This is a genomic window from Humibacillus sp. DSM 29435 (assembly GCF_001758225.1).
Taxonomy (GTDB): Bacteria; Actinomycetota; Actinomycetes; order Actinomycetales; family Dermatophilaceae; genus DSM-29435.
Window position 1 is genome coordinate 189,021 of sequence record NZ_MAST01000053.1, and the last position, 25,123, is coordinate 214,143.

The 25,123-nt window shown below is 67.5% G+C and carries 23 protein-coding genes; 20 read left to right on the forward strand and 3 right to left on the reverse strand.

Annotated elements, in window-relative coordinates:
* The first annotated feature begins 2 nt into the window (after window positions 1-2).
* The 5 genes from BA895_RS22010 (at window position 3) to BA895_RS22030 (ending at window position 7,447) form a co-directional block, all read left to right on the forward strand.
* The gene (locus BA895_RS22010) at window positions 3-446 is read left to right on the forward strand and encodes a pilus assembly protein TadG-related protein (protein ID WP_070194008.1); all 444 of its coding nucleotides are present in this window, start codon (window positions 3-5) and stop codon (window positions 444-446) included.
* Window positions 443-3,871: a LysM peptidoglycan-binding domain-containing protein gene (locus tag BA895_RS22015; RefSeq protein WP_083283663.1), complete on the forward strand. Its 3,429-nt coding sequence runs from the start codon at window positions 443-445 to the stop codon at window positions 3,869-3,871. The genes BA895_RS22010 and BA895_RS22015 overlap by 4 nt, the downstream gene beginning before the upstream one ends.
* A gap of 374 nt (window positions 3,872-4,245) precedes the next feature.
* Entirely contained in the window at window positions 4,246-4,833 is a 588-nt protein-coding gene (locus BA895_RS22020; protein WP_070194010.1) for a hypothetical protein, read from the forward strand.
* A complete protein-coding gene (locus tag BA895_RS22025; RefSeq protein WP_070194011.1) occupies window positions 4,830-6,308 on the forward strand; it encodes a hypothetical protein in 1,479 nt (492 codons plus the stop codon). The genes BA895_RS22020 and BA895_RS22025 overlap by 4 nt, the downstream gene beginning before the upstream one ends.
* Before the next feature lie 287 nt (window positions 6,309-6,595).
* A complete protein-coding gene (locus BA895_RS22030) occupies window positions 6,596-7,447 on the forward strand; it encodes a toll/interleukin-1 receptor domain-containing protein (protein ID WP_070194012.1) in 852 nt (283 codons plus the stop codon).
* A 193-nt stretch (window positions 7,448-7,640) separates the two neighbouring features.
* Here the strand turns inward: BA895_RS22030 and BA895_RS24665 are convergent, their stop codons facing one another.
* Both BA895_RS24665 and BA895_RS24670 read right to left on the reverse strand, forming a co-directional pair.
* A complete protein-coding gene (locus BA895_RS24665; RefSeq protein WP_254666612.1) occupies window positions 7,641-7,928 on the reverse strand; it encodes a dihydrofolate reductase family protein in 288 nt (95 codons plus the stop codon).
* A 176-nt stretch (window positions 7,929-8,104) separates the two neighbouring features.
* Window positions 8,105-8,281 (reverse strand): hypothetical protein, encoded by a 177-nt coding sequence (locus BA895_RS24670; RefSeq protein WP_254666607.1) that lies wholly within the window; start codon window positions 8,279-8,281, stop codon window positions 8,105-8,107.
* 664 nt (window positions 8,282-8,945) lie between these two features.
* Here BA895_RS24670 and BA895_RS22040 point away from each other — a divergent pair.
* The 15 genes from BA895_RS22040 (at window position 8,946) to BA895_RS22110 (ending at window position 23,578) form a co-directional block, all read left to right on the forward strand.
* Entirely contained in the window at window positions 8,946-9,740 is a 795-nt protein-coding gene (locus BA895_RS22040) for a hypothetical protein (RefSeq protein ID WP_070194013.1), read from the forward strand.
* Window positions 9,741-9,790: 50 nt separating this feature from the next.
* Window positions 9,791-9,988: a hypothetical protein gene (locus BA895_RS22045; protein WP_139142832.1), complete on the forward strand. Its 198-nt coding sequence runs from the start codon at window positions 9,791-9,793 to the stop codon at window positions 9,986-9,988.
* A complete protein-coding gene (locus BA895_RS22050; protein WP_070194015.1) occupies window positions 9,985-10,848 on the forward strand; it encodes a hypothetical protein in 864 nt (287 codons plus the stop codon). The genes BA895_RS22045 and BA895_RS22050 overlap by 4 nt, the downstream gene beginning before the upstream one ends.
* On the forward strand, window positions 10,845-11,168 hold the full coding sequence (locus BA895_RS22055) for a hypothetical protein (protein ID WP_070194016.1): 324 nt from the start codon (window positions 10,845-10,847) through the stop codon (window positions 11,166-11,168). The genes BA895_RS22050 and BA895_RS22055 overlap by 4 nt, the downstream gene beginning before the upstream one ends.
* Complete coding sequence (locus tag BA895_RS22060; protein WP_070194017.1) at window positions 11,168-12,058, forward strand: hypothetical protein; 891 nt, start codon at window positions 11,168-11,170, stop codon at window positions 12,056-12,058. The genes BA895_RS22055 and BA895_RS22060 overlap by 1 nt, the downstream gene beginning before the upstream one ends.
* Window positions 12,058-13,620 carry a hypothetical protein gene (locus BA895_RS24675; protein ID WP_070194018.1) on the forward strand — a complete coding sequence of 521 codons (1,563 nt, stop codon included), beginning with the start codon at window positions 12,058-12,060 and terminating at the stop codon, window positions 13,618-13,620. The genes BA895_RS22060 and BA895_RS24675 overlap by 1 nt, the downstream gene beginning before the upstream one ends.
* A gap of 14 nt (window positions 13,621-13,634) precedes the next feature.
* Window positions 13,635-15,140, forward strand: coding sequence for an SCO6880 family protein (locus BA895_RS22070; protein WP_070194019.1), 1,506 nt, complete (start codon window positions 13,635-13,637; stop codon window positions 15,138-15,140).
* A gap of 37 nt (window positions 15,141-15,177) precedes the next feature.
* Window positions 15,178-16,659: an ATP-binding protein gene (locus BA895_RS22075; protein ID WP_254666608.1), complete on the forward strand. Its 1,482-nt coding sequence runs from the start codon at window positions 15,178-15,180 to the stop codon at window positions 16,657-16,659.
* A gap of 13 nt (window positions 16,660-16,672) precedes the next feature.
* Entirely contained in the window at window positions 16,673-18,250 is a 1,578-nt protein-coding gene (locus BA895_RS22080; protein WP_070194021.1) for a peptidoglycan DD-metalloendopeptidase family protein, read from the forward strand.
* On the forward strand, window positions 18,247-18,624 hold the full coding sequence (locus BA895_RS23775) for a hypothetical protein (protein WP_139142833.1): 378 nt from the start codon (window positions 18,247-18,249) through the stop codon (window positions 18,622-18,624). Before BA895_RS22080 ends, BA895_RS23775 begins: the two co-directional genes overlap by 4 nt.
* A gap of 135 nt (window positions 18,625-18,759) precedes the next feature.
* A complete protein-coding gene (locus BA895_RS22090) occupies window positions 18,760-19,212 on the forward strand; it encodes a hypothetical protein (protein WP_070194023.1) in 453 nt (150 codons plus the stop codon).
* A complete protein-coding gene (locus BA895_RS22095; protein ID WP_070194024.1) occupies window positions 19,209-20,684 on the forward strand; it encodes a TraM recognition domain-containing protein in 1,476 nt (491 codons plus the stop codon). Before BA895_RS22090 ends, BA895_RS22095 begins: the two co-directional genes overlap by 4 nt.
* Window positions 20,681-21,364 (forward strand): hypothetical protein, encoded by a 684-nt coding sequence (locus tag BA895_RS22100; RefSeq protein WP_070194025.1) that lies wholly within the window; start codon window positions 20,681-20,683, stop codon window positions 21,362-21,364. The genes BA895_RS22095 and BA895_RS22100 overlap by 4 nt, the downstream gene beginning before the upstream one ends.
* Before the next feature lie 131 nt (window positions 21,365-21,495).
* Window positions 21,496-22,668 (forward strand): AAA family ATPase, encoded by a 1,173-nt coding sequence (locus tag BA895_RS22105; RefSeq protein WP_070194026.1) that lies wholly within the window; start codon window positions 21,496-21,498, stop codon window positions 22,666-22,668.
* Between the two features lie 412 nt (window positions 22,669-23,080).
* Complete coding sequence (locus BA895_RS22110) at window positions 23,081-23,578, forward strand: GNAT family N-acetyltransferase (protein WP_175442415.1); 498 nt, start codon at window positions 23,081-23,083, stop codon at window positions 23,576-23,578.
* A gap of 103 nt (window positions 23,579-23,681) precedes the next feature.
* On the opposite strand, the gene BA895_RS22115 is transcribed toward BA895_RS22110, so the two are convergent.
* On the reverse strand, window positions 23,682-24,890 hold the full coding sequence (locus tag BA895_RS22115) for an IS110 family transposase (protein WP_070194064.1): 1,209 nt from the start codon (window positions 24,888-24,890) through the stop codon (window positions 23,682-23,684).
* Window positions 24,891-25,123: the final 233 nt, after the last annotated feature.

Genomic DNA, 25,123 nt, shown 5'->3' on the forward strand with positions numbered 1-25,123 from the left:
GAATGGAAACCCAGCTGCGGCGCCTGACCCGTGGAGAGCGAGAACGAGGCTCAGTCAGCCTCTGGCTCGCCACCTCAGGCCTGGTCATGATCGTGCTGGTCGGACTGGCCGTCGACCTCAGCGGTCAGGTCTACGCCCAACAACACGCCCGCGACGTCGCCCGGCAAGCCGCCCGCGCCGCAGGCCAGCAGCTGCAAGGGCCCATCGCGGTACGCGGCGACGGAGCCTTCGCTGACCCCTACGCCGCGCAACAAGCCGCCCAAACCTACCTCGCCGGGTCAGGCCTGACCGGGTCCGCGACCATCATCAACGGGCAAACGGTGCGGGTGGACACCACCGACAGCTACCAGACAAAGTTCTTGAGCATCATCGGCATCACCGGCTTCACCGTCCACGGCGAAGCCGACTCCCGCATCACCCGCTCCGTCGGGGGGGTAGAACAGTGAGGCTTACCCAGCGGTTGGCCGGACTGGCGGCCGCCCTGACCCTGCTCGGTATCGTCGTCGGCCTCCCGCTCGCCCTCCTGGCCGCCGGGCAGCTACCCCACTCCGTTCCCAGCCTCGACCAGGTCCGAGACGACCTATTCGGCCGCGATGACGGCACCCTGGTCTTGACCATCCTCACCGTGATCGGGTGGGCGGCCTGGGCTTACCTCACCGTGGCGATCGTGCTCGAGGTCGCCTCCCGGCTACGCGGGGTCACAGCCCCGCACCTGCCCGGCTTCCACCTGCCCCAGAACACCGCACGCGGGCTGGTCTCGACCGCATTGCTACTTTTCGTCGCCATCCCCACCGCAGCACCTGACGCGAACGCGACCATCCCCCACGCCCCCACCCTCACCACGGCCGCCACCACTGCCCTCACCACGGCCCGAACCTCGGCCCCCAACGGCCCGGCCCAAGCCCGCACGCCATCGGCCGCCAACCACAACGTCAAACCCTCCACGCTCCGACCAGCCGCCGACGCCAAGCGGGGCACCGCCCAGGCCACCGCCGCGCCGACCGCCCCACAAACCCTGGTGCGCCACACCGTGCGCCACGGGGAGTCCCTCTGGTCCATCGCCGAGCGGTACCTCGGCGATGGTCGCCAGTTCCCACAGATCGCAGACGCCAACGCCGACGTCCTCGGGCGCAACCCCGGCTTCCTGCGGACCGGGACCGTGCTGAAGATCCCGACGGCCCAGGCCGCCGCCCCTACCGTGACCCTGGCACACCGGCTAACCGTCGAGAAGGGCGACACCCTGTCGCAGATCGCGCTCGAGGAGCTCGGCAACGCCGGCAGGTACCCGGAGATCTTCAACGCCTCACGCGGCATCACCCAACCCGACGGAGCGCACCTGCGCGACCCCAACCTGATCTACGTCGGTTGGGCCCTCAACATCCCGCAGCCAGCCACCACCGCTAGCGCGGGAACACCCGCGCCGCACCAGGCCGCACACGTCCACCCGAAACCACCAAAGCAGAACCCGCCACCACACCCAAATGAAGCTGCCCCCCGCGCGCGCGCAGGCGCGGTGGGCGCCCCTACCAAGGTCGCCCCCCCGAACCAGGCCCCCGCCTCTGGTCGGGTCGGTGCGGGCGAGTGGTGGCGGATCACCGATGGTCGGGTGAGCGCCGCCACAGCTCCGAAGACCGCGCCATCCGCACCCACTGCCCCGGCCGGGAAAAGCCTCACGCCCCCCGCCGAGACGCCCAGAGCGACGACCAGTGAAACCGCTACCGCCCCCAAGACCATCTTTGCGGCCCCATGGGTCCTTACCGGTCTGACCGGTGGGGGCGGCTTCCTGGCCGGGTCGATGATGCTTGTGCTTCGCCGTCGTCGCCGGGCGCAGTTCCGGGCGCGTCGGCCTGGGCGAACCATCGCCACTCCGCAGCCGCGGCTGGCGCCGGTAGAAAAGACCATCACCGTCATCGGATCCGCGGCCATCCCCGACGTGGAACGCCTAGACCAGGTCCTGTGCAGACTGGCCGCAGCCCGCACCGGGTGCCAGCTGGTCATGCCCGAAGTGGCCGCCGTTCAGCTCACCCGCCACACCCTGACCCTGCACCTGTCCAACCCGATGACCCTGCCCCAGCCCTGGAACGGCAGCGCCGACGCGATGCACTGGGTCGTTTACACCACAACCGACACGGTCGAACAGATCGGGCCGTTGGTGCCCGACCAGCCGGCGCCCTACCCGCTGCTGGTAACCATCGGTCACGGGACAGCAGGAGACACCTGGCTCCTCAACGTTGAAGACCTCACCCTGAACATCACCGGGGACCTCGACTACAGTCGCGACTTCGCCCGGTACCTCGTAGCTGAGATCGCCTGCAACCCCTGGTCTCACGGCGTCCGGGCCGAGCTGGTCGGAGTCGCTACCGAAGTCGCTGCCATGAACCCCGACCGGGTCCGCGTCCACGACGACGGCGACGCGGCAGCCGAAGTCCTGGCCGCCGCCGTCGCAATGATCGACCGGGCCCAGGACGCCGGCATAGACGTGACGAACGCCCGCGCCACGCAGGCCGGTGCGGACACCTGGCCGGCTCGCCTGATCATCCTCGACGCTGCCACCAAGCAAACCCATTCACTGAGCCGCCTCCTCGAGCTGGTGCACACCCACCCGGGGCTCACCGGCACCAGCATCGTCGTCCGCGGCGAAAGCACCAACGAACTCGGGATCACGCTCCACGTCAGTAGCAATGGCCGGGTCACGATGCCCGCCTCCGGACTTGATCTCGTCGCGGTCGGCCTGACCAGCGACGAGGCTCAAGGGTGCGCCGCCTTGCTGACCCAGAGCGATGACCTGCACGACATCGAGATCCCCAGCGACGAAGACGCCGACGGATGGCGGGCCTGGGCCAACGAGGCCGGCGCGCTCCGGCCAGAACACACCATCCCCCGAGACAGCAATACTGGCCAGGAGGAGGGGCTCACCACCACCGTGCTCGAGGCGCAGGACGAGGAGTACGTCCACTCGGGCGCCACGACCCGCCAGGACCTGCAGGCCCTGGCACCCAAGATCACGGCGCAGGTCAGTGCGGCGGTACTGCATGCCGACCCGGAACTCGATAACGATGTGGCCGCCTGGTGGGCCAGTGACTGTCCTCTACCTCGGTTAAGCCTCCTCGGACCGGTCGGGGCCATCACCCGCGGGACCCCCGTGACGAAAAGGAAGCCGTACTTCACTGAGGTACTGGCCTTCCTCAGCACAAGAGCTCACGGCGCCACCCCCGAAGAGCTCGCCGAAGCCTTCGGTATCAGCCCCGGCAAAGCCCGCGACTACGCGAACATCGTGCGCAGCTGGCTCGGGACCAACCCGCGCACCGGGGACGACCACCTGCCCGACGCGCGCAAAGCGCCCGCAGCACGCAACCGAGGGGTCGCCGTCTACGAGATCCTCGACCTCCTCAAGGATGTCGACCTGTTCCGTCGGCTACGGGCCCGAGGGGAGGCTCAAGGCGCGCACGGCATCGACGACCTCGATTCCGCCCTGCGCCTCGTCCAAGGCCGCCCCTTCGACCGTTTACGTCCGGGAGGTTGGTCCTGGCTAGCCGACGGCGACCGGCTCGACCACCACATGATCTGCGCCATCGTCGACGTCGCCCACCTGGTGACCACCTACAGCCTGCAAACCGGCGACCTGCGGCGCGCCCGTCTAGCCGCCGAGACCGCCGCCCTGGCGGCCCCCGATGAGGAGATCCCCCGCCTGGACCTAGCCGCCATAGCCAACGCCGAGGGCCACACCGGCGAGGCTCAGAGACTCCTGCGGGACGAGGTGTACAACCGCTCCGATGACGACGACGCGCCTACCGAGCTCAGTGAGCGGACCCAGCAGATCATCGCCGGCAAGAATTGGACTGATGCCAAGGGCACACGTCAGGCCAGCTGACTGGCTGAGGTGTTGGACAAACCGCAGGTGGGCGCAGCTTCCTACCAGCACCCTTACCCTCCGGCCTTAAGTCCTGGTCAGAACCGACCGCACCCCGCCACGAGGACCCGGCTGTCCCCGTATGCATCATGAAATTTCCGGTAGCCGTCTGGCCGTCCCCCTAGGCGGCCGATGAGATGCGTCTTTCCGCCCAGATAGGGCGTGTCTCGAACGTGCTGCCTACCGCCCAGAGTGGGCCACGCCCAGAATGGGTTGGACCGCGAATGGCTGCGCCCCCCTCAGTCTCCGCGCCGCAGCTCTGCCGCGATTCTGTGCCGGTATGCGCGCCTTGAGGACGCGCCGCCACTAGAGTCACCTGCCAGGAGGCGGGTTGAGTGGCGAAGGAAACTGCACAACGGCTCGGGTATGAGGGGCTTCACGAAATCAAGGAGTGGCTGGAGGCCACGATGAGATTCGCGTTCACCTACACGGTCTGGGACAGCGAGCCCATGTGCACACGACCATGTCCAGACGGCACCAAGAAGGCGCTCGATCTTGAAGGAAACACGGTAGGGAGGCCCGGAGACCGCCCGCGCCCGGTGAGCGTCGAGTGCAAGAAGTACACCACTGTCGGTGGTCAGGCGGAGGGTTACAGGGAGTTCTTGGCTGTTGCGTACGCGAACACGGTGCACATGACCGACTCGATAGGCGAGGACGCCGAGCGGGAGTTCCTGTGGGTGACGTATCACCCCTTTTCCCAGACGAAGTGGAGCGAACTGTTGACCGTCAAGCACCTGCGGGAATGCGTGGAAGACCACCTCGGCCTCCTCGACGGGGCCGAGATTGATGATGACTTGTTGGCAATCGTCGCTCAGCGGATCGGCGTCTTGGTGGTGGGTCAGCGACAGGTGGATATACGCCTGAGCAAGGACGAGGCGGGCTTGGCGTTGCATCACCTGCGGAAGGAAGGGTATCGGGCATGAGCACGTTCACGGAGCGGATCTCGGCCGCGCTGGACACGACCGACGCTCGGGAGGCCGGCCATCGAGTCCATCAGGTCGTGGCGCAGGAGATGCGAAACTTGGATCCGACGGCGACTGCCGAGATTACCGGCTACTTCAACCACTCTTACGTGCCCGATCTCGTGATGCAGTGGGGTAAAGGGCGGCAGGCGTTCGATCGCCCCATATTCCTGCGGCACTCATTGCGGTCGAGTCGAGCATCCGGCGACCTGGACAACTTCAATCGCAACGACCTGCCGGCGTTCTACCTGTCGCTCGCGTCCGCCGAGCCCGAAGAGGAGACCCGGCAGGTCCGTGCCCAGGCTAATGAGCACCGCGGGAGCCGGGTACTGGTGACCACGGTGCCGGCACTTGACGACCTGACCCCGACAACGCAGCGCCCCGACCCCGTATTAGGGCTCGTAAGGGCCAGCATCGTACGCAATGCGAAGGGCGCCATAGTCGAGTCCGACGTCGAGAACCTCGTTCTGCCTCGAGACCGTCAGATCGAGCAACGGGAGTTAGCCGCGTTCTCCGAGACCGTCTCGTCGGTCTTCACTGAGGATGCTGTGCTCCGCATCAACCGCGTGTTCGGCATCGTTGAGCAGGCGCTCGCGGACGAGCCAAGTGTCGAGGCACTTTTGCTATCAGGGCAGCTCAGCGAGACCGAGATCCGTGAGCTCGTGCCGTACCTGCTGAGCTTGCAAGGTGTCACTCGCGATCGTGATTTCTGGACAGCTGTCGCTCGGTTGATCAATCTCACCGACATCGAGCAGATGTGGAGCCAATTCGCCGACCTCGATCTGACGCCGCTCGCCTCAGCCGCAAGCGGGCTTTGGCGTGCCAAGCGTGTGCTGATGAGTTTGAGGTCGGACGCGATCGGAGTCGAGGACTTCGATCGCACACCCCGATGGTCCGCGAAGGGAAACCTCCTCGCAGCGGAGATCGGCGACTGGCGGCTCACGTTCGCCAACAAGGCCCAGAAGATGAAGATTGCGAATCGCGACCTGACACCCGCTCGCTGGGGCGATTTGTTGCCCAGCCTGGAGGCGTACACGGTGACGGCGGTGGACCTTCGTGGCCTCCAGACCAGGAGCCAGTACGGGGCTCAAGAGTCGACGCAGGACATGAAACAGCGTGTTGAGGCGTTCATCCGGACCGCTGACGACTCGTTCCATCTCCCATCTGTCACGGTAGCGACTGGCGTGGGTGACGAGCGGTCGGAGATCACGGCCAACTTCACAGAGATGATGCTCGACGCAAAGCCCGACTCCGACTTAGAGACGCTCGCGCGCGCGGCACTGCGCATCTTGGGATACCGCCACCCGACCGCCGAGGCTGACTTGACCGCGCTGCTTGCAGGCACGGGGTTGCCGCAGGACGAGCACGAAGCAAAAGAAGCGCACGGGGAGAATGTGAGCGACGATCACACTGAGAACGGTGACGACCCCGAGTAGACGTCGCCAGACTTTCCTGGATTCGAGGCCACACGGGACAGATCCAGCGACCGAGGCGCGTCACATCGCCGCCTATCGGCGCGCGTTTCACCCCATGCCGAGTGCCTAAGAGGCGGGTCTGCCAACGAGCGACCATGGGTCGACACGACGCGCGCCAACGAGTCGGAGTGGGCGCGCATCATGCTCGTGGCCTCGAGACCGATCGAGATGTTGTCCGTGAATGTCGGTGGGGCCGAATACGATCAAGCGATGATGGGATTACAAGCGTTCGCCTTGGAAGTTACTCGATGAGCAGCGCGAGCGACCTTCGTCGCCTGCGTGAAGCGGCGAACCGGATCCGAACTGACATCGCCCGCTCCTCGACCGTCGTCGCCACCAAGCGGAAAAAGGCAACCGAGGCTCAAGCTGCTGCGGGCAAGAGCAAGAGCGCGTCCACCATCCGGAGCAAGTTGTCCGAGGCAGAGCGTGCCACGAAGGAAGCCAACACAGCGGAGAGTAAGCGAGCTGAACTAGAGAAGAAGTTGGCTGAGGCCGAGGTCAAGGTGTCCAAGGCCCAGCAGAAGTACGAGCAGGATCGATCTAACGCTCAAACCAAGGCTCTCACAGACTTGCGCCGCACCGCTCAGAAGTCCTCCGAGCAGTTCGCGCCACGCCAGCTTGCCAGCTCTTTCGGCGAACGAACTTCCGCTCTCTCTGGCAGCGAGCCGGTTAGGAACTCCTCTATCACCGACGTGTTCCTCTCTCACGCAAGCGAGGATAAGGACGAGATCGCCCGTCCGCTCAGGGAGTCCCTCGAAGCACGCGGAGTCACCGTGTGGTTTGACGAGCTGAAAATCAAGGTTGGCCAAAGCATCAGGCAGGAGATCGAAGCCGGGATCGCTGGCTGCCGTTTTGGTGTCGTCATAGTCTCGCCCAACTTCTTCGCGAAGCAGTGGACGCAAGCCGAGTTGGACGCACTCTTTGGAAAGAAGATGGACTCAGGGGAGAATCTTGTTCTCCCCATCTGGCACCACATTTCCAAGGACGAGGTTCAGCGTCATTCCCCCCTGCTTGCCGGCCTGCTAGCGCTGAATACCGCTGTCTCTACTATCGACGAGATCGCTGACAGCCTTGTAGAGGTCGTCCACGCAGAGCGCTAAATATCGATAGTCGTATCGGTGTTCATCTGATTCGCACCCTACCGGAAGTCTCCGAGGGGCCGCGGATAGTGCGTCACTTCGCCGCGAATGGGGCGTCCAGGTCTGTGTCACCCCGCCGCGAACAGGCGTCGTCCTGCATCTCACAAGAGGGCGCCCAGACCCACGAGGCGAGGCCATCGGCAATGGTCGGGGGTCAGCGCCGGTAGGTCACGTGGATGGTGCCGCTCTCGGCCGTCTCGCTCGTGACGGTGAAGTCGCTGTCGACCATCCTCAGGCCGTCCCACAGCCAAGCGCCGCGCCCCAGCACGATCGGCGTGATGCTGACGTGGAGGTGGTCCACGAGGCCGGCACGCAGGAAGTCACGTACGACCCCCGTTCCGCCGCCGATGCGCACGTCCTGACCGCCCGCAGCCCCCCGGGCACGCTCGAGTGCCACGGCTGGAGTCACCGAGAGGAACTCGAACGAGGTGCCGTTGGCCATCGTCACCGTTGGACGAGGGGCGTGGGTCAGCACGAACACGGGCGCCCGGAACGGCGGTTCCTCGCCCCACTAACCCGTCCAGCTAGCGTCATCGGGGAAGGAATGCAGGCCAAACATCTCTGCCCCCATGATCTCGGCACCGACCCCCTCGAAGTGGGCCGCGGCGTACGCGTCGTCTAGGCCCGTGGTCCCCGCACCGCTGGTTCGCCCAGCACCCGCTCGCGAAAGGTGCGGGTCGCGGCGTAGGCCGCAGTCAGACGCTCCCAGTCGGCGCCCTTCGGCTTCTCGGGTGTCGGATCCGTGGGCGTGGAGACGCCGTCGAGGGAGATGTTGAGGTCAGCGCGGGTCGCCATGGGAACTCCTCGAGGATGGTGATTGCCCTACGCAAGTACTACGAGGAGGTGTCGTCAACCGCGAAGGATCACCCCGTGCGGCCCCGCTTCAGATGTGCCATCCAGACCGCCGTCCAGGCCCGCGGCGACTACTGGTCGATGCTCGTGCTGGGCAACACATCGTCAGGGGCACCGCCGCCACTTCCGTGAGCTGCTCACCGTGTTTCGATAAGGATCGCCTCGAACCTCCTTGACCACAGGTGGAAGCGACTCGTCGCCAAAGGCATCCTCGTCCGCGACGATGACCCCGCGTACGACACGAGTTGTCCCGCCCCGAGTCGGGACGACGACACCCGGTCACAACCGCAGATCGGAACGGCGATCCCTGCGCCACGTAGTGCGAGGCACGGTCACTTCTTTCGCACAATCGGTAGCTCTCTGCCGCCGCCGGGTTCGGTCACAATTGATCGTCAGCTGGTGGGTGTAGCGATGGTCGGGATGGACATCCCGAAAACTTTGACATGTTGGGGTACGAACCCGTTTACCCAGGTCAGCGGGTTGTACCCCCCACCATCGTTTCCCGCCCCCCGACGTCCCCCCGCTGTGAATAGCCGCGTTGGGGACGAAGCCGGGGAGAACCAGGCGAGACCTTCATGCCGTGTCCACACGGCGGAAGGAACTCGAGATGAGTGTCGCAACCCACCTGGGTCTCAACGATCCGGAGAACGACGTACTGGCCCTGGCGCGGGCCCGGTGGCCTCTTTGGCAGCGCGACCACCCAGCGCTGCGCGAGGTGCAGGATCTGCTCGGGCTACCCGGTTGGCTGCGCGCGGCCGAGCCTCACCGCGCCGACGCGGTCCTGCTCGCCCTGGCCGAGCTGTCCTCTCCTGAGGGCCGCGACGACGTCGCCGCCACCGGGGCACTGGCCTGGCTTCTGCTGCCGGGAGCCAGCCTGCTGGCCGCCCGCCTGGCCACGCTGACCCCGAGGATCGACCAGCTGCTCGCGGCCCAGCTGTGGGTCGAGGCCCGCACCTTCCCCTGGCAGCGAGGCCACCGGGTGGCGGCGAACATCCTGATGAACACCCGCAAGAGCGTGATGCGAGATCTCGGGGTAGGGGTCTGCGCCGACCGAACCTGGAGCAGAAGTGTCCCGGTCGACCCCAGCGAACGACTGTGGCAGGAGATCGCGACCGAGGACGTGGCACCCACCGGCGACGAGCTGGCCGAGCTACTCACCGCGGCCTGCGCCCTGCAGGTCATCGACGACGCCGACCGGGACCTGCTGCTGCAGGTGGCAGTAGTAGCGGACCGCCACGCCCCGGCCCGCTCGGGCCGTGGCCACGCGGGGCTGTTGTCCAACGCTGTCTCCCACGAGGTCGGGCAGCGGGTCGGGGTCTCGGCCATCACGATCCGTCGGCGAACCCGCCGCTCGATCGAGTCACTTCGCGAAGCCTGCGCCGCCGCGAAGATCTCCGCCTGATGGTGACCGTCAGGGCCACCCGGGTGGCTTTCGGGCTCGAGGTGATGACAGTGACCGATCGGGAACAGCTCGATGCATTGGTGCGAACAGCCGGGGCCGAAGAGGCCACGCTGGCCGAACTCGATGCCTGCTTGAACCGGCTGCGCCAGGTCAAGCAGGCCAAGCTCGCCCTGTCCCAGCTCGACACCGACACCCTCCGGGCCGTGCTGAGCGCCCGGCGCGAGTCGTTGGGCGGGCAGCATCGGTGAACACCCAGCTCACCCCCCGGCCCGTGGTCGCCGTCGACGAGCTCAAGCGCGCGTGGCACGCCATCCAGAACGGCCAGTTTCGCACCGACGCGCCGAAAGAGGCCTCAACTTTCGCGGCGAAACCCGACTCCCATCGTTCGCGAATCGAAGGCGCAATCTCATGGGAACCGCACGAGCGGGTCCTTCCCGTCATCGGGTGCCTCGGCGGTGCGGGAGCGACCACGACTGCCCTGGCCATCGCGGCCACCACGTCGGGGGCCTCACGGCTGGTCGAATGCGCCACCGCCACCGCGTCGGGGCTTCCGGCCGCCACCGACGCCGAGCTGGGCATCACCAGCGACGGGTGGGTCCAAGGCAGCCGGGACCGCGTGCTGATCGAGCGAGGCGCCGCCGCGATGGACGGCGTCGCCAAGGTTCCACCTCCAGCCTCACCGTCTCGCCCAGTCGAGCTGACAGTGTTGGACATCGGCTGGGAGATCGGTCACGTCCTGGCCACCAACTCATGGGTCAGAGACCACGTCCTGCTCGCCCCGTGGCTGGTCGTGGTCACCACGGCCACCATCCCCGGGATGCGGCGACTCGAAGGGGTCCTGTCGATCCTGGACGGCGCACAGACCGTCGCCGCCGTCCGTGGCCCCTCCCGCAAGAAATGGCACCGCGAAGTGAGCCCCACCATGGGCGCACTGACCCGCTCCCTGGACCGGGCCGGGCGCCTCGTTGAGCTACCCGAGGACCCGAACCTAGCCGTTCGAGGCCTGAACCCCCACCACCTCCTGCACCCGCGGCTGCTCGCTACCGGAGCTCAGCTGCTCCGGCTCACCGAGTCAACAACCGTCACGAAGGGACAACGACCCCGATGAACCGCACCACGACCGCCAGCTACCTGACCGCACTGCCAGCGGTGTGCCCCGTCGCCCCCCCAGGAGCCCAGCAGTACACAGACCAGATCATGGGCTACGTGCTGTGGGGGGTTGTCATTCTGTTCGGCCTCGGCATCATCGTCTCGATCGGCGCCATTGTGGCCGGCCGCATCTTCGGAATGCCGCACGCCAGCAAGGCCGGCATCGTCGGTATCGTCGTCGTCTTCGTGGCCATCATCTGCTACCTCGTGCTGCCCGGCATCGTGACAAGCATGACCGGCTCCGGCTGCACACTCCCTACCCCAGCACCTGCCGTCTGATGGGACGCACCGCGAGCACCAACACCGACACTGACTCCAGCGGCTGGGGCCGGGTGCGCCTGATAACCATCCTGACCGCAGGGCTCCTCGCGGCCCTAGCGTTCGCGGTCGGTCTCGGGTTCGCGGCCCACTACGCGCTGCGGTCAACCGGCCAGGCCGAACCCGCCAACGGTCCTATCGGTCAGAACGCGGGGAGCCTAGCCCCGCTCGTGACGGTCGACCCCGCGGACAAGGTCGCAGCCGCCCTAGGCCAGGCACACCGGGACCAGCTCGCGGCGGCGCCCATGCTGGCGGCTACCCCGGAAGATTCGCGCCAGGGCACGCCCGCGGCGACCCCCGGCCCGTTCGTGCAGGTTCCCCCGGCGACCCGCACCGGCCCCGCTCAGGTCCCGACCGGTTTCACCCACACCCCTGCCGGGGCGGTCGGCCAGCTCGCGGCGATCGAGGCCACCGTCCTTCAAGGCATGTCAATCCCACAGACCAACCAGGTCCACCAGCAGTGGACTTTGCCCGGCGCCACAAACATCGAGCACTGGCCACTGACCGGCAACGTGCAAGCGTTCCTCGCGACCGCCCGGCAGGGCCAGACCAAAGACCCCACCGTGAGCGTGACCACCGTTCCGGTGGCCGGCCAGGTCAAAGGCACCGACGGTCCCGACTGGGTCCTGGCCTGCGTCCTGCTCGATGTGCGCGCGGTTATCAAGACTGACTCGCGCATGGCTTACGGGTACTGCGAACGGATGCAGTGGGCCAGCGGCGCCGATGGCGGCCGGTGGATGATCGCCCCCGGGTCCAGCCCCGCTACGGCGCCCTCGACCTGGCCCGGGACTGACCTGGCGATCGCCGCCGGGTGGCGAACCTGGACCGGGCCAGGAGAAGGCACCGACTGATGGGCAACCCTTTCGACTACCTCGCGTCCGCGGCCGGGAAAGTCGTCGCCGATGCCTGGACCGCCGCGATGCTTGGGTTCTGGAACGCAGGCCTGTGGCTGCTCAAGCTCGTCCTGACGATCGTGGACGCGTACACCACCCCAGACCTGAGCGAGACCGGACCCGCCCGGGCGCTATACCAGGTCACCTTCTGGGTGGCGATCTCTCTGATGGTGATCCTCACCCTGGCCCAGGTCGGCATCGCCGCGTTCCGCCGCGACGGCCGGTCCGTGGCCCAGATCCTCGTCGGGACCGCACAGTTCCTGATGGTGTGGGTCGCCTGGGTCGGCTACGGCGTAGCCGTCATCGCCGCCTGCGGTGGCCTGACCAAATCGTTGATGGAATCCCTGCTGCATATCGACAACTGGGCGCAGTTCAGCGCCTTCGGCCCCCGCGTCTCCACCCAAGACATCGTCGACGGCACCGTGGCCACGGTCCTGGGCGTCATGGGCATCTTCATGGTCTTCGCCGCAGTCGGGCACCTCCTGGTGATGCTCACCCGCGCCGGCGCCATGATGGTGCTCTCGGCCACCACCCCCATCTCAGCGGCCGGCCTAGCCTCCAACGTCGGCAAGAGCTGGTTCTGGAAGAGCTTCCGCTGGTTCCACGCCGCCGCCCTCACCCCGGTGCTGATGATCCTCGTCCTCGGAATCGGGGTGCAGCTGACCTCGGGCGTGGCCACCGGCCTGACCAACAGTGTCGAGAAGTCCATCGGAACTGCCGTCCCCGGCGTCATTCTCATCTGCATCGGCTGCTTCAGCCCACTCGCGCTGTTCAAGCTGCTGGCCTTCACCGACCCGGGCACGACCTCCGGGGCGGCCATGCGCGCTGGGATGCAGTCCCAGGGCGGCCTCAGTGGCCTGCTGCGCGGCAAGGGAGGCGCCGGTGACAGCACCTCCTCCGCAGCCTCCACCACCGACGAGCACGGCCGCTCCCAGGGCGAGACCGCCGGGGAGGACACCACCAGCACCCGCTTCGGGCAAGGCGCCCAGGGCGGCAACCCCAGTGCTGCTGGCGGGAGCGGAAGTGGCGGCGGCGGCGCCGCTAAGGGGGCAGGTGGTGGGTTCGCGGCGGGGGCCGCCGGAGCGTTCGTGGCCGGCCTGGGCGTCATGCAGTCCCTCGGCACCCGAGGCGCCGTGATCGGCGCGGACCTGACCAACCAGATGGGAGTAGGGCACAACAACTACGTCCCGGACTTCTCCTCGAACAAGCGCGACAAGAACAGCAAGAACCCGAGCCGTGAGGACGACAACCCGGCGATCAACGGGGCCGACAACTCCGACTCATCCGGGAGCGGCGGTAACTCCGGTGGGGGTGCTAGCCCCGCGATCGGCACGGGCGGGGCGGGAAGCGCCGGCGCCTCACACAGCCCGAAAACCACGCCCATCCCGACGGGCGGCGGTGACCCCAGCTCGGCCGGGGGAGGCGGCGGGCCCAACGGCGGCCCTGGTGGAGCCGGCGGCGCAGGAGCCGCCGGCGGTGGCGCGGCGGGAGCCGGCGCCGCGTCGGCCGTCCCGGTCTAGGAAAGGAGCTCGACATGGCAGTGCTCTACTCGGACTACTCCCGGGCGCGGATCGGGTGGTTCTTCGGCCTGTCCGGTTGGCAGCTGGGCATCACCGCGCTGGCGTTCCTCCCGATCGCGGGGTCAATACAGCACGGGTCATGGGCGGCCGCGGGCCTCTTTGCGGTCCTGTGGGTGTTCATCGTCCTGCTCACCGTGACCCCGGTACGGGGACGCTCGGCGATCGGGTGGCTCAGCGCCTGCCTGACCTTCGCCGTGGGCGGGCTGGCCGGGTGGACTCGGTTCCGGCCGCTGGCCGCCCGCGGCGCGGCCGAGGTGCTTCAAGAGCCCGATCTACCGGGGATCCTGCAAGGAGTCGCCATCCACGACGGGCCCCCGTTCGGTGTCACATTCACCCGCACGGCGATCATCCAGGACCACCGGGCCAAGACCTGGGCGGTCACCGCAGCGATGGTCCACCCCGGGATCGGTCTGAAAGAGGCCCACGAACGGGCACGGCAAGGCGCCGGGCTCAGCGAGCTGCTGGATCTGGCCGAACGCACCGAACTGATCGACGAGGTCATCTTCGTGGTGCGCACCGTCCCAGAGGACGGCGCCGAGCGAGACCAGTACATCAGCCGGCACCGCAAAGGCGACGGGCCGCAAGTAGCCCGTCAGGTCAACGACGACCTGCAGAACATGCTCACCACCGCCAGCGTACGAACCGAAGCCTTCGTGACCCTGGTGGCCCCGGAGGCCCGGCTGGCCAAGCCGGCCAAAGAGGCTGGTGGCGGCGTCGATGGCCGCGCCCGGGTGCTGCTGGGCGCAGCGAGCGAGCTCGAGGCGCAGCTCCGTGGCGGGATGGGCATGACCAGCGTGAACTGGCTGACCAGCCCGCAACTGGCCCTGGCGTGCCGCACCGGGTTCGCCCCAGGAGACCGCGCCGGCATCATCGACGCTCTCACGGCGGCCAACACCGACCCCGAGGTCAACGCCGACGTGCCGTGGGCCATGGCCGGACCGTCCGGGGCCGACCCCGCCGCCCGGCACTACAGCCACGACGCCTGGAACTCGATCTCCTCGACGATCAAGTTGCCCGTCAAGGGGGCCGTCATGGGGGCACTGGCACCGGTCCTCGCCCCGACCGGCACCGGCGAACGGCGCAGCATCATGGTGGCCTACCCGATCCTGTCCCAGTCCGCCGCGCAGCGGCAGAGCGCCACGAGCGAGTGGGCCGCCGACATCGGTGACGAGATGCGTAACCGGGCCAAGGTCAAGCAGCGTTCCAAGTCCCGTGACGAGTCCGACAAGGTCCGACGTCTCGACGCCAAGCTGGCCAGGGGTAACGCCCTGACCCGTCCGTATGCCGTGTGTACGGTGAGCGCGCCCAAGACGGCCCGCGTCGCCGAGTACGGCCGGCGCCTCGACGCCTCGGTCCGCCGGGCCGGTTTCGCGCCGCTGCGACTGGACCTGGCCCAGGACGTGGCCTTCGCCGCGTCCACCGTGCCGCTGGGTATCAGCCTCACCAGAAAGGCCCACTGAGATGAAGGGGGTTCGCTCCGGGTCCGGTGGCCGGGACATGTCCCAGCTGCTGTCCGACTTCGGTCACGAGCTGCCCACGGTGCCCGCCCCGATCCAGGTGCCCAAGGCGGCCCGACTGTTCCGACACGCCCCCCGACGAGGGGCCCGCCGGCCCGGTCGCGGCTGGGCGCCGGCGACGGCGCCAGTCTCGACGTGGCGGATGACCAGCGACCAGGCCCCGGTGCTGTGGCCGTTCATCTCCACCCCCGGCCTGCCTCCGACCGGTGCTCAGATGGGCCCGGACATGCTCTCCGGGGGAGCCTTCCACGCCGACCCCATCGGGTGGGTCCTGGACGACGCCGTGCCCGTCACGAACCCCAACATCTTCAGCTTCGGCAAACCCGGACGCGGCAAGAGCGCCACCACCAAGGCGTTCTGCCTACGGATGATGGACTTCGGGTACCGCACCCTCATCCTGGGCGACCCGAAAGACGAGTATGAGGCGTTGTGCCGGTTCCTCGGCGTGCAGCCGTTCGTCATCGGCCACGGACTGGCTACCAGAATCAACCCGCTGGCTTTCGGGCCGCTGATGACCGGTTGGGAGGCCCTCAGCGCGGAGCAGGCTCAGGGCCGCGCCGCGATCGTCTTCGCCCGGTGGCTGACCCTGGTGCGCGGGCTCGTCGGCTCCCAACGGATCGGGGACCTGAAGGTGCCGTTCGGGCCTAGCGACGAGGTTGTCGTCAAGGCCGCCCTACAGCACCTGACCGGGTACAGCCACGGCCAGTCCCACCTGCGCGAGACCACCATCCCCGCTCTGTGGCACCTGTTGAACACCCCGTCCGCGCAGCTGGTCGAGCAATGCCGCTACGCCGACGAACGACACTTCCTCGACGGCACGAGGCTGTTGCGCGACGCTCTGGGCCAGCTGGTCGACGGCGCCCTGGCGGGGCTGTTCGATGACCACACCACCATCGAGGTCGACTGGGGCGCGCCCATCCAGTCCCTGAGCCTGTCCCGGCTCGAACCGCTGGGCGATGAGGCCGTCGGGATTGCCTTGACCTGCCTGAACTCCTGGGGCCGCGGGATGCGCGAGATGGCCGCCCCGGGAGATCTGCGGGTGGTGGTGCGTGACGAGTCCTGGAAGCAGCTGCGCCTGGGTACCGAAGCGGTCAAGAGCTTCGACGCGGACCTACGCCTGAGCCGCCGCGACGGCGACATCCAGTTCGCGATCGCCCACAAACCCTCAGACCTGCTCTCCGCCGGGGACAGCGGCTCCCAGGCCGTCGCGATCGCCAAAGACCTGCTGCACCTGGCCGACATCAAGATCCTGCACGGGCAAGACCTCGGCGTCGCCCAAGAGCTGGAGAGCATGCTCGGGCTCGGGGCACTGGCGCGCGACCAGGTCACGCGGTGGGCCATGCAAGGCAAAGGTCGAGCACTGTGGTGCGTCGGTGACCAGTTGTACAAGGTCCAGACCGTGCTCACCCCGGTGGAGAAGGCCCTGACCTACACCAACGAGAACATCGCCAGCGCCGCGTGAACCGGCCACCGTCGTGAAGAAGATCCTGGCCGTCCTACTGATCCTGTTCGCGTTGCCGCTCGGGGTGGCCGTCATGATCGCCGCCGCCGCGACCCCCGCTATCGGCGAGGAGCTGCGCACCATCTCGTGTGCGGGGCAGATCCCGCCCACCGGGGACTGGCGGCCACCGTTCCAGCAGGCCTACGTCAAGACCTCCGGGTTCGGCGAGCGTTACCACCCCGTGTACCACAAGTGGGTCCTGCACGACGGGGTCGACCTGGTCTCCCAACCCGGCCCCGGACCCGTAGTGGCGATCGCCGCTGGCCGGGTCGCCTTCGCCGGGCCCACCACCGACGGGTGGGGCAACGCCGTCGATGTCGAACACGCCGGCGGGATCGTCAGCCGCTACGCCCACCTATCCTCCGTGAGCGTCTCCACCGGGCAGGTTCTCCCAATCGGGCAGAAGGTCGGTGTCGAAGGCACCACCGGCGCTTCTACCGGCACACACCTGCACCTGCGCATCCACATCAACGGTAAGCCCGTTGACCCAGTCGACTTCATGGCGCAACACGGGGCACCCCTGACCGGGGGCGCTGTCGCACCCAGCGTCACCACCGACCCGACAACGAACCCCGCGGCGCCCCCGCCCAGCCTGCCCGTCGGGGTCGCTGAAGGCGGGATCGGGTTCCCCCTGCCCGGGCCAGGAACCCCCCGACAAAACTCTATGACCGCACCGGCCCTGCCCATCCTGGAAGACATCAAACGGCTCTACGTCGCGGCCGCGAACACCTACAAGCTGCCCTGGACCCTGCTCGCCGGTATCGGGATGGAGGAGACCGGCCACGGCAGGAACAACGCCACCTCCAGTGCCGGCGCCCAAGGGCTGATGCAGTTCATGCCGGCCACCTGGGCCACCATGGGCCTCGACGGTGACGGAGACGGCCGCGCCGACATCCACAACGACGCCGACAGCATCTTCTCGGCCGCGAACTACCTGACCAAGTCCGGCGTCGCTAGCGGCCCCACCGGCGTGACCACCGCGATCCTGGCCTACAACCACGCCACCTGGTACGTCAACGACGTGCTGTTCTACGCGCGGGCCTACGGTGGCGGGACCGTACTGGGCGACCCCACCGACTGCGGAACCACCGGCGAAGGAGACCCGGCGCTTCCTCCACTGACGAACGACCGCCTGCAGACGGTGTTGACCTGGGCCGGTCAACAAACCGGTGACGCCTACGTGATGGGCGCCAACGGACCGAACGCCTGGGACTGCTCATCGCTGGTTCAGAACGCCTATGCCCGAGTGAAGATCACCATGCCACGAACCGCCGGCGCGCAACGGGACTGGCTCGCCAAAGGCAACGGGTCCCGCGTCCAGCCCGGACAGGAACGACCCGGGGACCTCATCTTCTGGGACTCCTACCTCGGACCTGCCCGGATCGGACACGTTGTCATGGTCTGGGACCCGGCCAGTAAGAGCACCATCGAAGCCCGCTCCACCCGCGACGGGGTCGGACACTTCAGCTACGAAGGTGAACAGGGCCGGGCGCACATCTTCGAGATCTGGCGAGTCGGGAACATGTCCGACCAGCCCACCACCACCTCATGACCGCCGATCCGAACGACCGGGTCAGCCGCGAGGAGAGCTTACACGCGCGTCGAGCCCAACAGCAACAAGACGTCGACCAACGCGAGGCCGTAGACCGTCTCGAGCGTCGTCGTGCCCAGGAGGTGAACGTCGAGGAGCCAGACGACCTGCCGGCCCCGCGCCCGGGTGAGGACCCGGCTCAGCCCAGCTACCACTGGCACTCGGTGGTGCGGCAACGAGGTTGGGAGCAACCCACTCTCGATGGCACCAACGGCGGCCAGGACCCGCACGCCTGGCTCTGGCGCCACCAGCAAGAACACCACCGGCGCCACCGTCCGCGCCTCGACACGGCAACCGCGCCGCCCCAACTGCAACAAGGGCGCCCGAACCGGTAGACCCCGCGACTACCCCGGGATCGAGCGGCCTGCCTATCAGCCAGCAAGCCACCCGGTGACGGCTCAAGAGTTATTCACCAAGGCGTGACTGACCGCCCGATGAACCACCACGGCTTAGGTGGAAGAGGAGGCACCATGCAACAGTCACGCCGCACCAACCCCTATCCACTCACCTGGGAGATCCCTTGTGCCGTAACGTTAGCCGTTCTACTACTGCTCGTGCTCGGAGTGCACGCCGGGCGCACCGTCGCGAACATGCTCGCCGGGGCCGGGATCACCTGGCCAGCCAGCGACAAACTGATCACCAGCCTGCCCGGCGTGCTCGGTGGCGATGCGGCAGCCGGTCTGACCCCCCAGCCCGACCTCGTCGCTGCACCCAGGGCGACCCAGGTTTGGATCGCCCTCACCGAGGCGATCTCCCTGGCGCTGATGCTCTGGGCCGGAACGATCAGCTTGCTTCGGTGGGGCCCGGGCCGCATGCGTGGCATGGCGACCCGCGCCGAGGTCGAGAACCTCCTCGGCCGGCGCCGGCTGCGCCGCTCCGCATCGGTCATCCGGCCTGACCTCTACGGAAAGAACCGCGCATGAAGATGCCGCCAAAGTTCCAACCCCACCAGGTCGGCTGGCCCCTCGGCACCGCCTGGCAGCCGAGGAGCGGCCCACTATTCGTGCCGTGGGACCGCACCGCCGGCGTCATCGGCCCGCAGGGCAGCGGGAAAACCCTCGACCTGCTCATCCCCGCCCTGCTAGCGGCCCCCGGTGCTGCGCTGGTGACCCTGACCAAGCTCGACGACCTGCTGCTCAGCTTCACCGCCCGGTCCGCCAACGACCGGCCCTGCGTCGTGCTCGACCCGTTCGGCCTGGCACAAGGCCTACCCGAACTGGTGTGGGACCCGATCGAGGGGTGCGTCGACCCGATGGTCGCCGAACGACGGGCCAAGGCGTTCACCGCCGGCACCGTCAAAGGGGCCGTGGCCGGCGGCCACGGTGATGACTCCGCCCGGTTCTACGCCGCCGAGGCCGCCAAGGTGCTCATGACGTTCTTCCACGCTGCCGCATTGACCGGGCGCACCCTGCAGGACGTGCTGCGCTGGGTGGCCAACCCCCTCAGCGCGACCGACCCCACCGAGGTTCTGCGCGAACACCCCCACGCCGCACCCTTCTGGCACGGGTTGCTCAACGGCGCCCTTAACGGTGATGACCGCACGGCCGGCAACACCGTCACCACCGTGCAGCAGGCCATGTCCTTGTTCTTCCAAGAACCCATCCGTCGCCGCTGCGTCCCCCGACTCGGACACCCCGGAACCGACATCGCCGAACTCATCCGCCGCGGCGGCACCATCTACCTCCTGGGCCGTGAAGACCCTTACGCCAGCGCGTCCCCGTTGATGACTGCCGTTGCCGAACACGTCCTGGACACTGCTCTCGCCGCCGCGAACAGCTCACCGTGGGGCCGGCTCTGCCCGCCCCTGCTCGCCTGCCTGGACGAGCTTCCCTCCACCGCACCACTACCGACGCTGCGCACCCGGATGGCCAACGAGCGGGCGTTAGGTCTCTCGTTCATCTGGGCCGCGCAGACCCGCCCCCAGCTCACAGCCATTTTCGGCGAGCAAGAAGCCCGCACCCTGCTGGGCCTGACGAACAACCTCATCCTGTTCGGCGGCAGCAAAGACGTCGCCTTCAACCAGGAGATCAGCGACCTGCTGGGCCCGGTCCGCATCTCCCGAACCACCTGGCAGTCCGGGCAGATGGCCGGGCGCAACGTCGTCGGCGAGGACATTCCCATCCTCACCGGCGCCGAGGTGAGGCAACTGCAGGAGGGCCGGGCCCTGGTCGTGGCCGAGAACGGAAAACCCATCATCGCCAAGCTCCGTCGCTGCATCAAAGGCCCTGCCGGGCGAGAACTCCTCGCTCAACAAGCTGACACCCGCGCGAAGCTGGTCGCGAACCACCGCCTGACCATCAGCCCGGAAGATCGCGCCATCGCCGCCCTCGCCGAAGCGCGCCGGCACGGCCTTTCCGACACTGACCGAGCCCAGCCGCACGAGCTGCAATCATGAGCGGCAACCCCGGCGCGAAGCAGCTGCGCCCAGCCCCGATGCTGCGCCCCTTCCCCGAACCGGGCCGCGGACTGCTCCAGTGCTACCGCGAGCTTGACCTCGCCCTGAACGGAACCAAGGAGCAACAGCAGGCTCTCGGCAACCTGCGGATGCTACCCAGACCGTGGGAGCCCTCCAGTGTCCGCCATCCCCTCCTGCGTCACGAGTTATGGGTCTGGCTCGAAGCCGCCGTTACCTGGCACAACATCGAATACGTCTGGGACGTCTCCATGGCCATCCCCGCCTGCTGGCCCGAGCACCCGCACCTGGTCCACGAGATCGCCGTCCTAACCGACCAACGACACCGGGCCGGTCTCAGCCTGACCAGTGACCACCTCGAGGAATGGCACCGCTACGCCCTACCCGCTTTCACCGAACGCATGCGAGCCCGCACCAAGACCCACTGCGAAGACGGCCACCAAGAATGGCCCGCCCGCGGTCGCTTCTCCCGCCACGTCGCCGAAGACGCCGTCACACACCGACGAGAACAGTTCGCCCGCGACGAAGCCGGCCTCCAACGACCCGCCGACCCGTCCGATGACTCCGGCCCGCGACTGCGGGTCGTCGAGGGAGACACCCCACCGTCACCAGACAGCGACGAGCCGCCCTATGACCCCCACACCGGGGAAGTCCTCGATTAACGGCAAACAGGGCTGGTACGCGGACCGATCCGATCTGCTCTTCGAAATGTAGCGAATGTAAAAACCTATAAAAGGAATGTGAGGGAAGGTCTACCAACCCGTTCAGGCCCTCCTTCGGGGCCTCGCCCCCGGTGCTGGCCGGGCGCGCCGAGGAGCTCGAGGTCTTTACCGATGCCCTTGATGCCGGCCCTGGCGCGCCCGGTCGGGCGATGCTGGTGACCGGTCCTCGCGGGTCAGGTAAAACGGTCATGCTCAACGCGTTGGAGGATGCTGCGCGGCAGCGAGGCTGGCTGGTGATCTCGCAGACTGCGCGTCGAGGCGTCGCTGATGAGATCCGCGACACCCAGCTGCCGGCCCTGCTGGGTGCGTACGCGGATGACGCCATCGAGAACCACGTCACGGGTGCGAACGTGAGCCTGCCCGGGATCGGGGGAGGGATGACCCGGACCCGCACCGAGAACTACCCGGTGACGCCCTCGTTTCGGTTCTACCTGGAGAAGCTCACCGACGCTTTGAGCCCGGGTCTGGGCGTGGTGCTGTCCTTGGATGAGCTCCACCCTGGAGCAGGGCAGGATCTAGAGAGGATCACCCAGGCGGTGCAGCACGCGTTCCGAGAAGACCGGCAAGTTGCCCTCGTAGCGGCGGGGCTACCGCTTGCGGTAGATGACCTGCTGACGGTGCCAGGGATGACGTTCATCCGTCGTGCAGAACGCTTTTCCATGAAGGACGTTCCACTACCCGATGTGCGATACGCGATTCAGATTCCGATTGAACAAGCCGGCAGGCGCATCACGCCCGAAGCACTTGAGGTGCTCGCCGAGGGGTACTCCTTCCTGGTGCAGTTGGTCGGGTACCACGCCTGGAACTCCAACCGTGAGCACGACGTGATCAGCCTGGCTGACGCCCACGTGGGTGTCGACAAAGCAGTCGCCCGGCTGGGGCGACTGGTACACGAAGCAGCCCTGAAAGACATCTCCGACGTTGACCGCGCGTTCGTGACAGCGATGGCCGTCGACGAGGGCCCCAGCCGTATCTCCGATGTCGCCACCCGGCTCGGCACGGACGGCAACAACGCCAACCAGTACCGCCGCCGCCTGATCGAAGCCGAACTTATCGAACCCGCCGGCCATGGCCTCGTCCAGTTCACGTTGCCCCATCTAAGAGATCATCTACGCAGCCGTTACCTGCCGTTGGTAGACGACGCCTCAGAGGATCTCCCCGCGCCGCCTCGATTATCTGGCGCCGGTCACCAGCGACAGGCCATTGTCGTGCCGAGACACGAGCGCGACCGCCCACGGAGATGACCTCCGCAGCGCGTCCCACGCTCTCCTGCTCTCGTCCTGGTGATCAGGTCGACGGGGTGAGCAGGTCGTTCGACCCAGACGGTAACCGCGGCGTGCGCGATGGCTATGACCGTGAGATCCGAACGCGTTTGTCGCTCGGTTCCAGACGCACCCCCGCAGACACCTCGGCGTGTATCGCTGAGATTTGAACGCACTCAGGGGGTTGCGCCTCCACGCAACCTGTAACGACTGCCGGTGCTACCGCTCGGCGCCAGGAGCTGTCCGGGTTTACCGGTCATGCCGATGGTCGGACGTTGCCCGGAGCCGGTTTTCCGTCGCGTCTCTCCGCCGTCTCTCGACGTGCCTGACACCGGCAGGTGCGCGGTGGCGGCGGCAATGGCCGCACGCTCGTGAGCGGGTGGATGATGGTTGCGTGCCGTCAGACTCCATTCCGCTGGTCAGGCAGATCGCTCAAGGTGATCGCGACTGGGTGGCGGAGACGCTGGTGCTGGAGTGGACGTCGACGTCCGTGGCGAGGCTTGGGGAGCTCGTTGAAGCTGCCGGGCTACCGGGCTACTTGGCCACGCTGGGTGGTCGGCGCGTCGGGCTGGTCCTGGTCGACGTCAAGGACCGTGCGTACGAGGTCGTCGCCATCGGCACCACGGAGCCGCGGCGGGGCATCGGGCGGGCGCTGATGGGGCGCTGTGCCGCTGAGGCGCGAGCAAGGGGGTGCCGGCGGGTCTGGCTCGTGACCACGAACAACAACCTTGCCGCTATCGGCTTTTACCAGCGCCTCGGCATGGATCTGTGCGCCCTGCACCGGCATGCCGTTCATGTGTCGAGGAAGCTCAAGCCGACGATCCCGGTACGTGACGCCACCGGAGTACGAATCGACCACGAACTCGAGTTCGAGCTGCTCCTCGAAGCCTGACCTGGCTCCTCGCACGCCGCGGCGACAAGAGTTCTCGGGGACCCACGTCTAACCGCCGCGAATGACCGCACGCCGAACCGTCCGCAACTGGCTCCCTTCTGTGTCAAGAGGCCCGTCGAAGTGGGGTCGTAGGCTGGGGCTTGGCGGGTCCGGGAAGTGGCTTGTCCGAAGGGCCGGGGTGGGGCTTGGAGCCGGTCGCGCTGGAGTTAGAGACGTTGCCCCGTTGCCCTCTCGGACCCGTCACCTGGCTTGCCGGGCTGATGATTTTGCCGGCGGTGTAGTCGCCGAGCATCGTGCGGTAAACGACATCGGACAGGCGCCGTTTGAGGCACCGCATCGCTTCCATCGAGGTCTTCCCGCCGGCTTTCTTCCGGTCGTAGTAGGCCCGTCCCTCGGTCGGGGTGCGCAGCTGGACGGTGGCCATGATGTGCAGTACCCGGTTGATCTGCCGGTTGCCTTTCCGGGACAGGCGGTGACGCACGTGTTCCCCGGAGGACGCGTCGATGGGTGCGGTCCCGGTCCAGGACGCGAAGTGGTTGCGGTTCGGGAACCGGGACAGGTCCCCGACCTCGACGAGCAACCGCGCCGCGCCGGAGGGCCCGATGCCGTGCAGGCCCAGCAGGCCGGTACCGGTCGCAGCCACCAACGCCGTGAGCTCCTTGTCCGCGGCCTTCTTCCGGGTGTAGATCCGCTCGAGGTCGAGCACGAGTTCCATCGCGACCCGTTTGCGGGTCTTGCCGACCGCATCCCGCGGGCGGACCTTGGACAGGATGGCCCGGGCCTGCGCGGCGGAGAGGTGCTTCTTCGCGCCACCGGGCAACATTTCCAACAGGATCCGGTGTAACTGGCTGACCTTGCGGGTGTGTTCTTCACCGATCGAGCGGCGCCGGTCCACCAGCAGCTGCAGCACCTCGAGCTCGTCGTTGGACACGACCGGGCGCAGCCCCGCCATGCGGGTGGCGACCAGCGCGACGGAGTGCGCGTCGGTCGCGTCCGTCTTGCGGCCCTGCCCGGTCGCGAAGACTCGGGCCCGGGCTGAGAGCTTCGCCGGGACGTCCACGATGTCCTGCCCGTCGGCCAGGAGGCGGTGGGCGATGTGCCGGCCGATGCCCTCACAGCCCTCGATGCCCCAGACCCGGTCAGGCCAGGCGGTCAGGTACTCCAGCATCGCTATGTACCCCTCGACGGTGGTGTCGAACCGCCCCCCGCCAAGCACCGTCTCATCAGCAGCCATCACCTCGACCGTGACCGTGCGTTTGTGCGGGTCCATCCCGACCACAACCCGCTGCACCTGTTGAACCTGCTCACTCATGATGTCCTCCATTGCCTGGAACCGTGGTGGTCGTTGGGCGTGGAGGGCACCGCTACTTAGAGCAGAGCAATCCCTTCTTGAGCCTCTCCTGCCCGGCGGTGCCCGGGCGGCGCAGTCCAGTTGAGAGCCACACGAAAAATCGTGGGCAGCCGCGGATGAGAGCGACGAACCCGGACACCTAAACCGAAGCCTGCGCAGGCACCGGTCCTACCGTCAATGAAACAAGTAGCCGC

Coding starts and splice junctions, on each gene's coding strand:
- BA895_RS23775 (WP_139142833.1), top strand. CDS start 18,247: ATGACCGCCGATCCGAACGACCGGGTCAGCCGCGAGGAGAGCTTACAC.
- BA895_RS22115 (WP_070194064.1), bottom strand. CDS start 24,890: ATGAGTGAGCAGGTTCAACAGGTGCAGCGGGTTGTGGTCGGGATGGAC.
- BA895_RS22040 (WP_070194013.1), top strand. CDS start 8,946: ATGAGTGTCGCAACCCACCTGGGTCTCAACGATCCGGAGAACGACGTA.
- BA895_RS24665 (WP_254666612.1), bottom strand. CDS start 7,928: ATGGCCAACGGCACCTCGTTCGAGTTCCTCTCGGTGACTCCAGCCGTG.
- BA895_RS22090 (WP_070194023.1), top strand. CDS start 18,760: ATGCAACAGTCACGCCGCACCAACCCCTATCCACTCACCTGGGAGATC.
- BA895_RS22010 (WP_070194008.1), top strand. CDS start 3: ATGGAAACCCAGCTGCGGCGCCTGACCCGTGGAGAGCGAGAACGAGGC.
- BA895_RS22030 (WP_070194012.1), top strand. CDS start 6,596: ATGAGCAGCGCGAGCGACCTTCGTCGCCTGCGTGAAGCGGCGAACCGG.
- BA895_RS22075 (WP_254666608.1), top strand. CDS start 15,178: ATGTCCCAGCTGCTGTCCGACTTCGGTCACGAGCTGCCCACGGTGCCC.
- BA895_RS24670 (WP_254666607.1), bottom strand. CDS start 8,281: ATGGCGACCCGCGCTGACCTCAACATCTCCCTCGACGGCGTCTCCACG.
- BA895_RS22095 (WP_070194024.1), top strand. CDS start 19,209: ATGAAGATGCCGCCAAAGTTCCAACCCCACCAGGTCGGCTGGCCCCTC.
- BA895_RS22070 (WP_070194019.1), top strand. CDS start 13,635: ATGGCAGTGCTCTACTCGGACTACTCCCGGGCGCGGATCGGGTGGTTC.
- BA895_RS24675 (WP_070194018.1), top strand. CDS start 12,058: ATGGGCAACCCTTTCGACTACCTCGCGTCCGCGGCCGGGAAAGTCGTC.
- BA895_RS22060 (WP_070194017.1), top strand. CDS start 11,168: ATGGGACGCACCGCGAGCACCAACACCGACACTGACTCCAGCGGCTGG.
- BA895_RS22025 (WP_070194011.1), top strand. CDS start 4,830: ATGAGCACGTTCACGGAGCGGATCTCGGCCGCGCTGGACACGACCGAC.
- BA895_RS22100 (WP_070194025.1), top strand. CDS start 20,681: ATGAGCGGCAACCCCGGCGCGAAGCAGCTGCGCCCAGCCCCGATGCTG.
- BA895_RS22055 (WP_070194016.1), top strand. CDS start 10,845: ATGAACCGCACCACGACCGCCAGCTACCTGACCGCACTGCCAGCGGTG.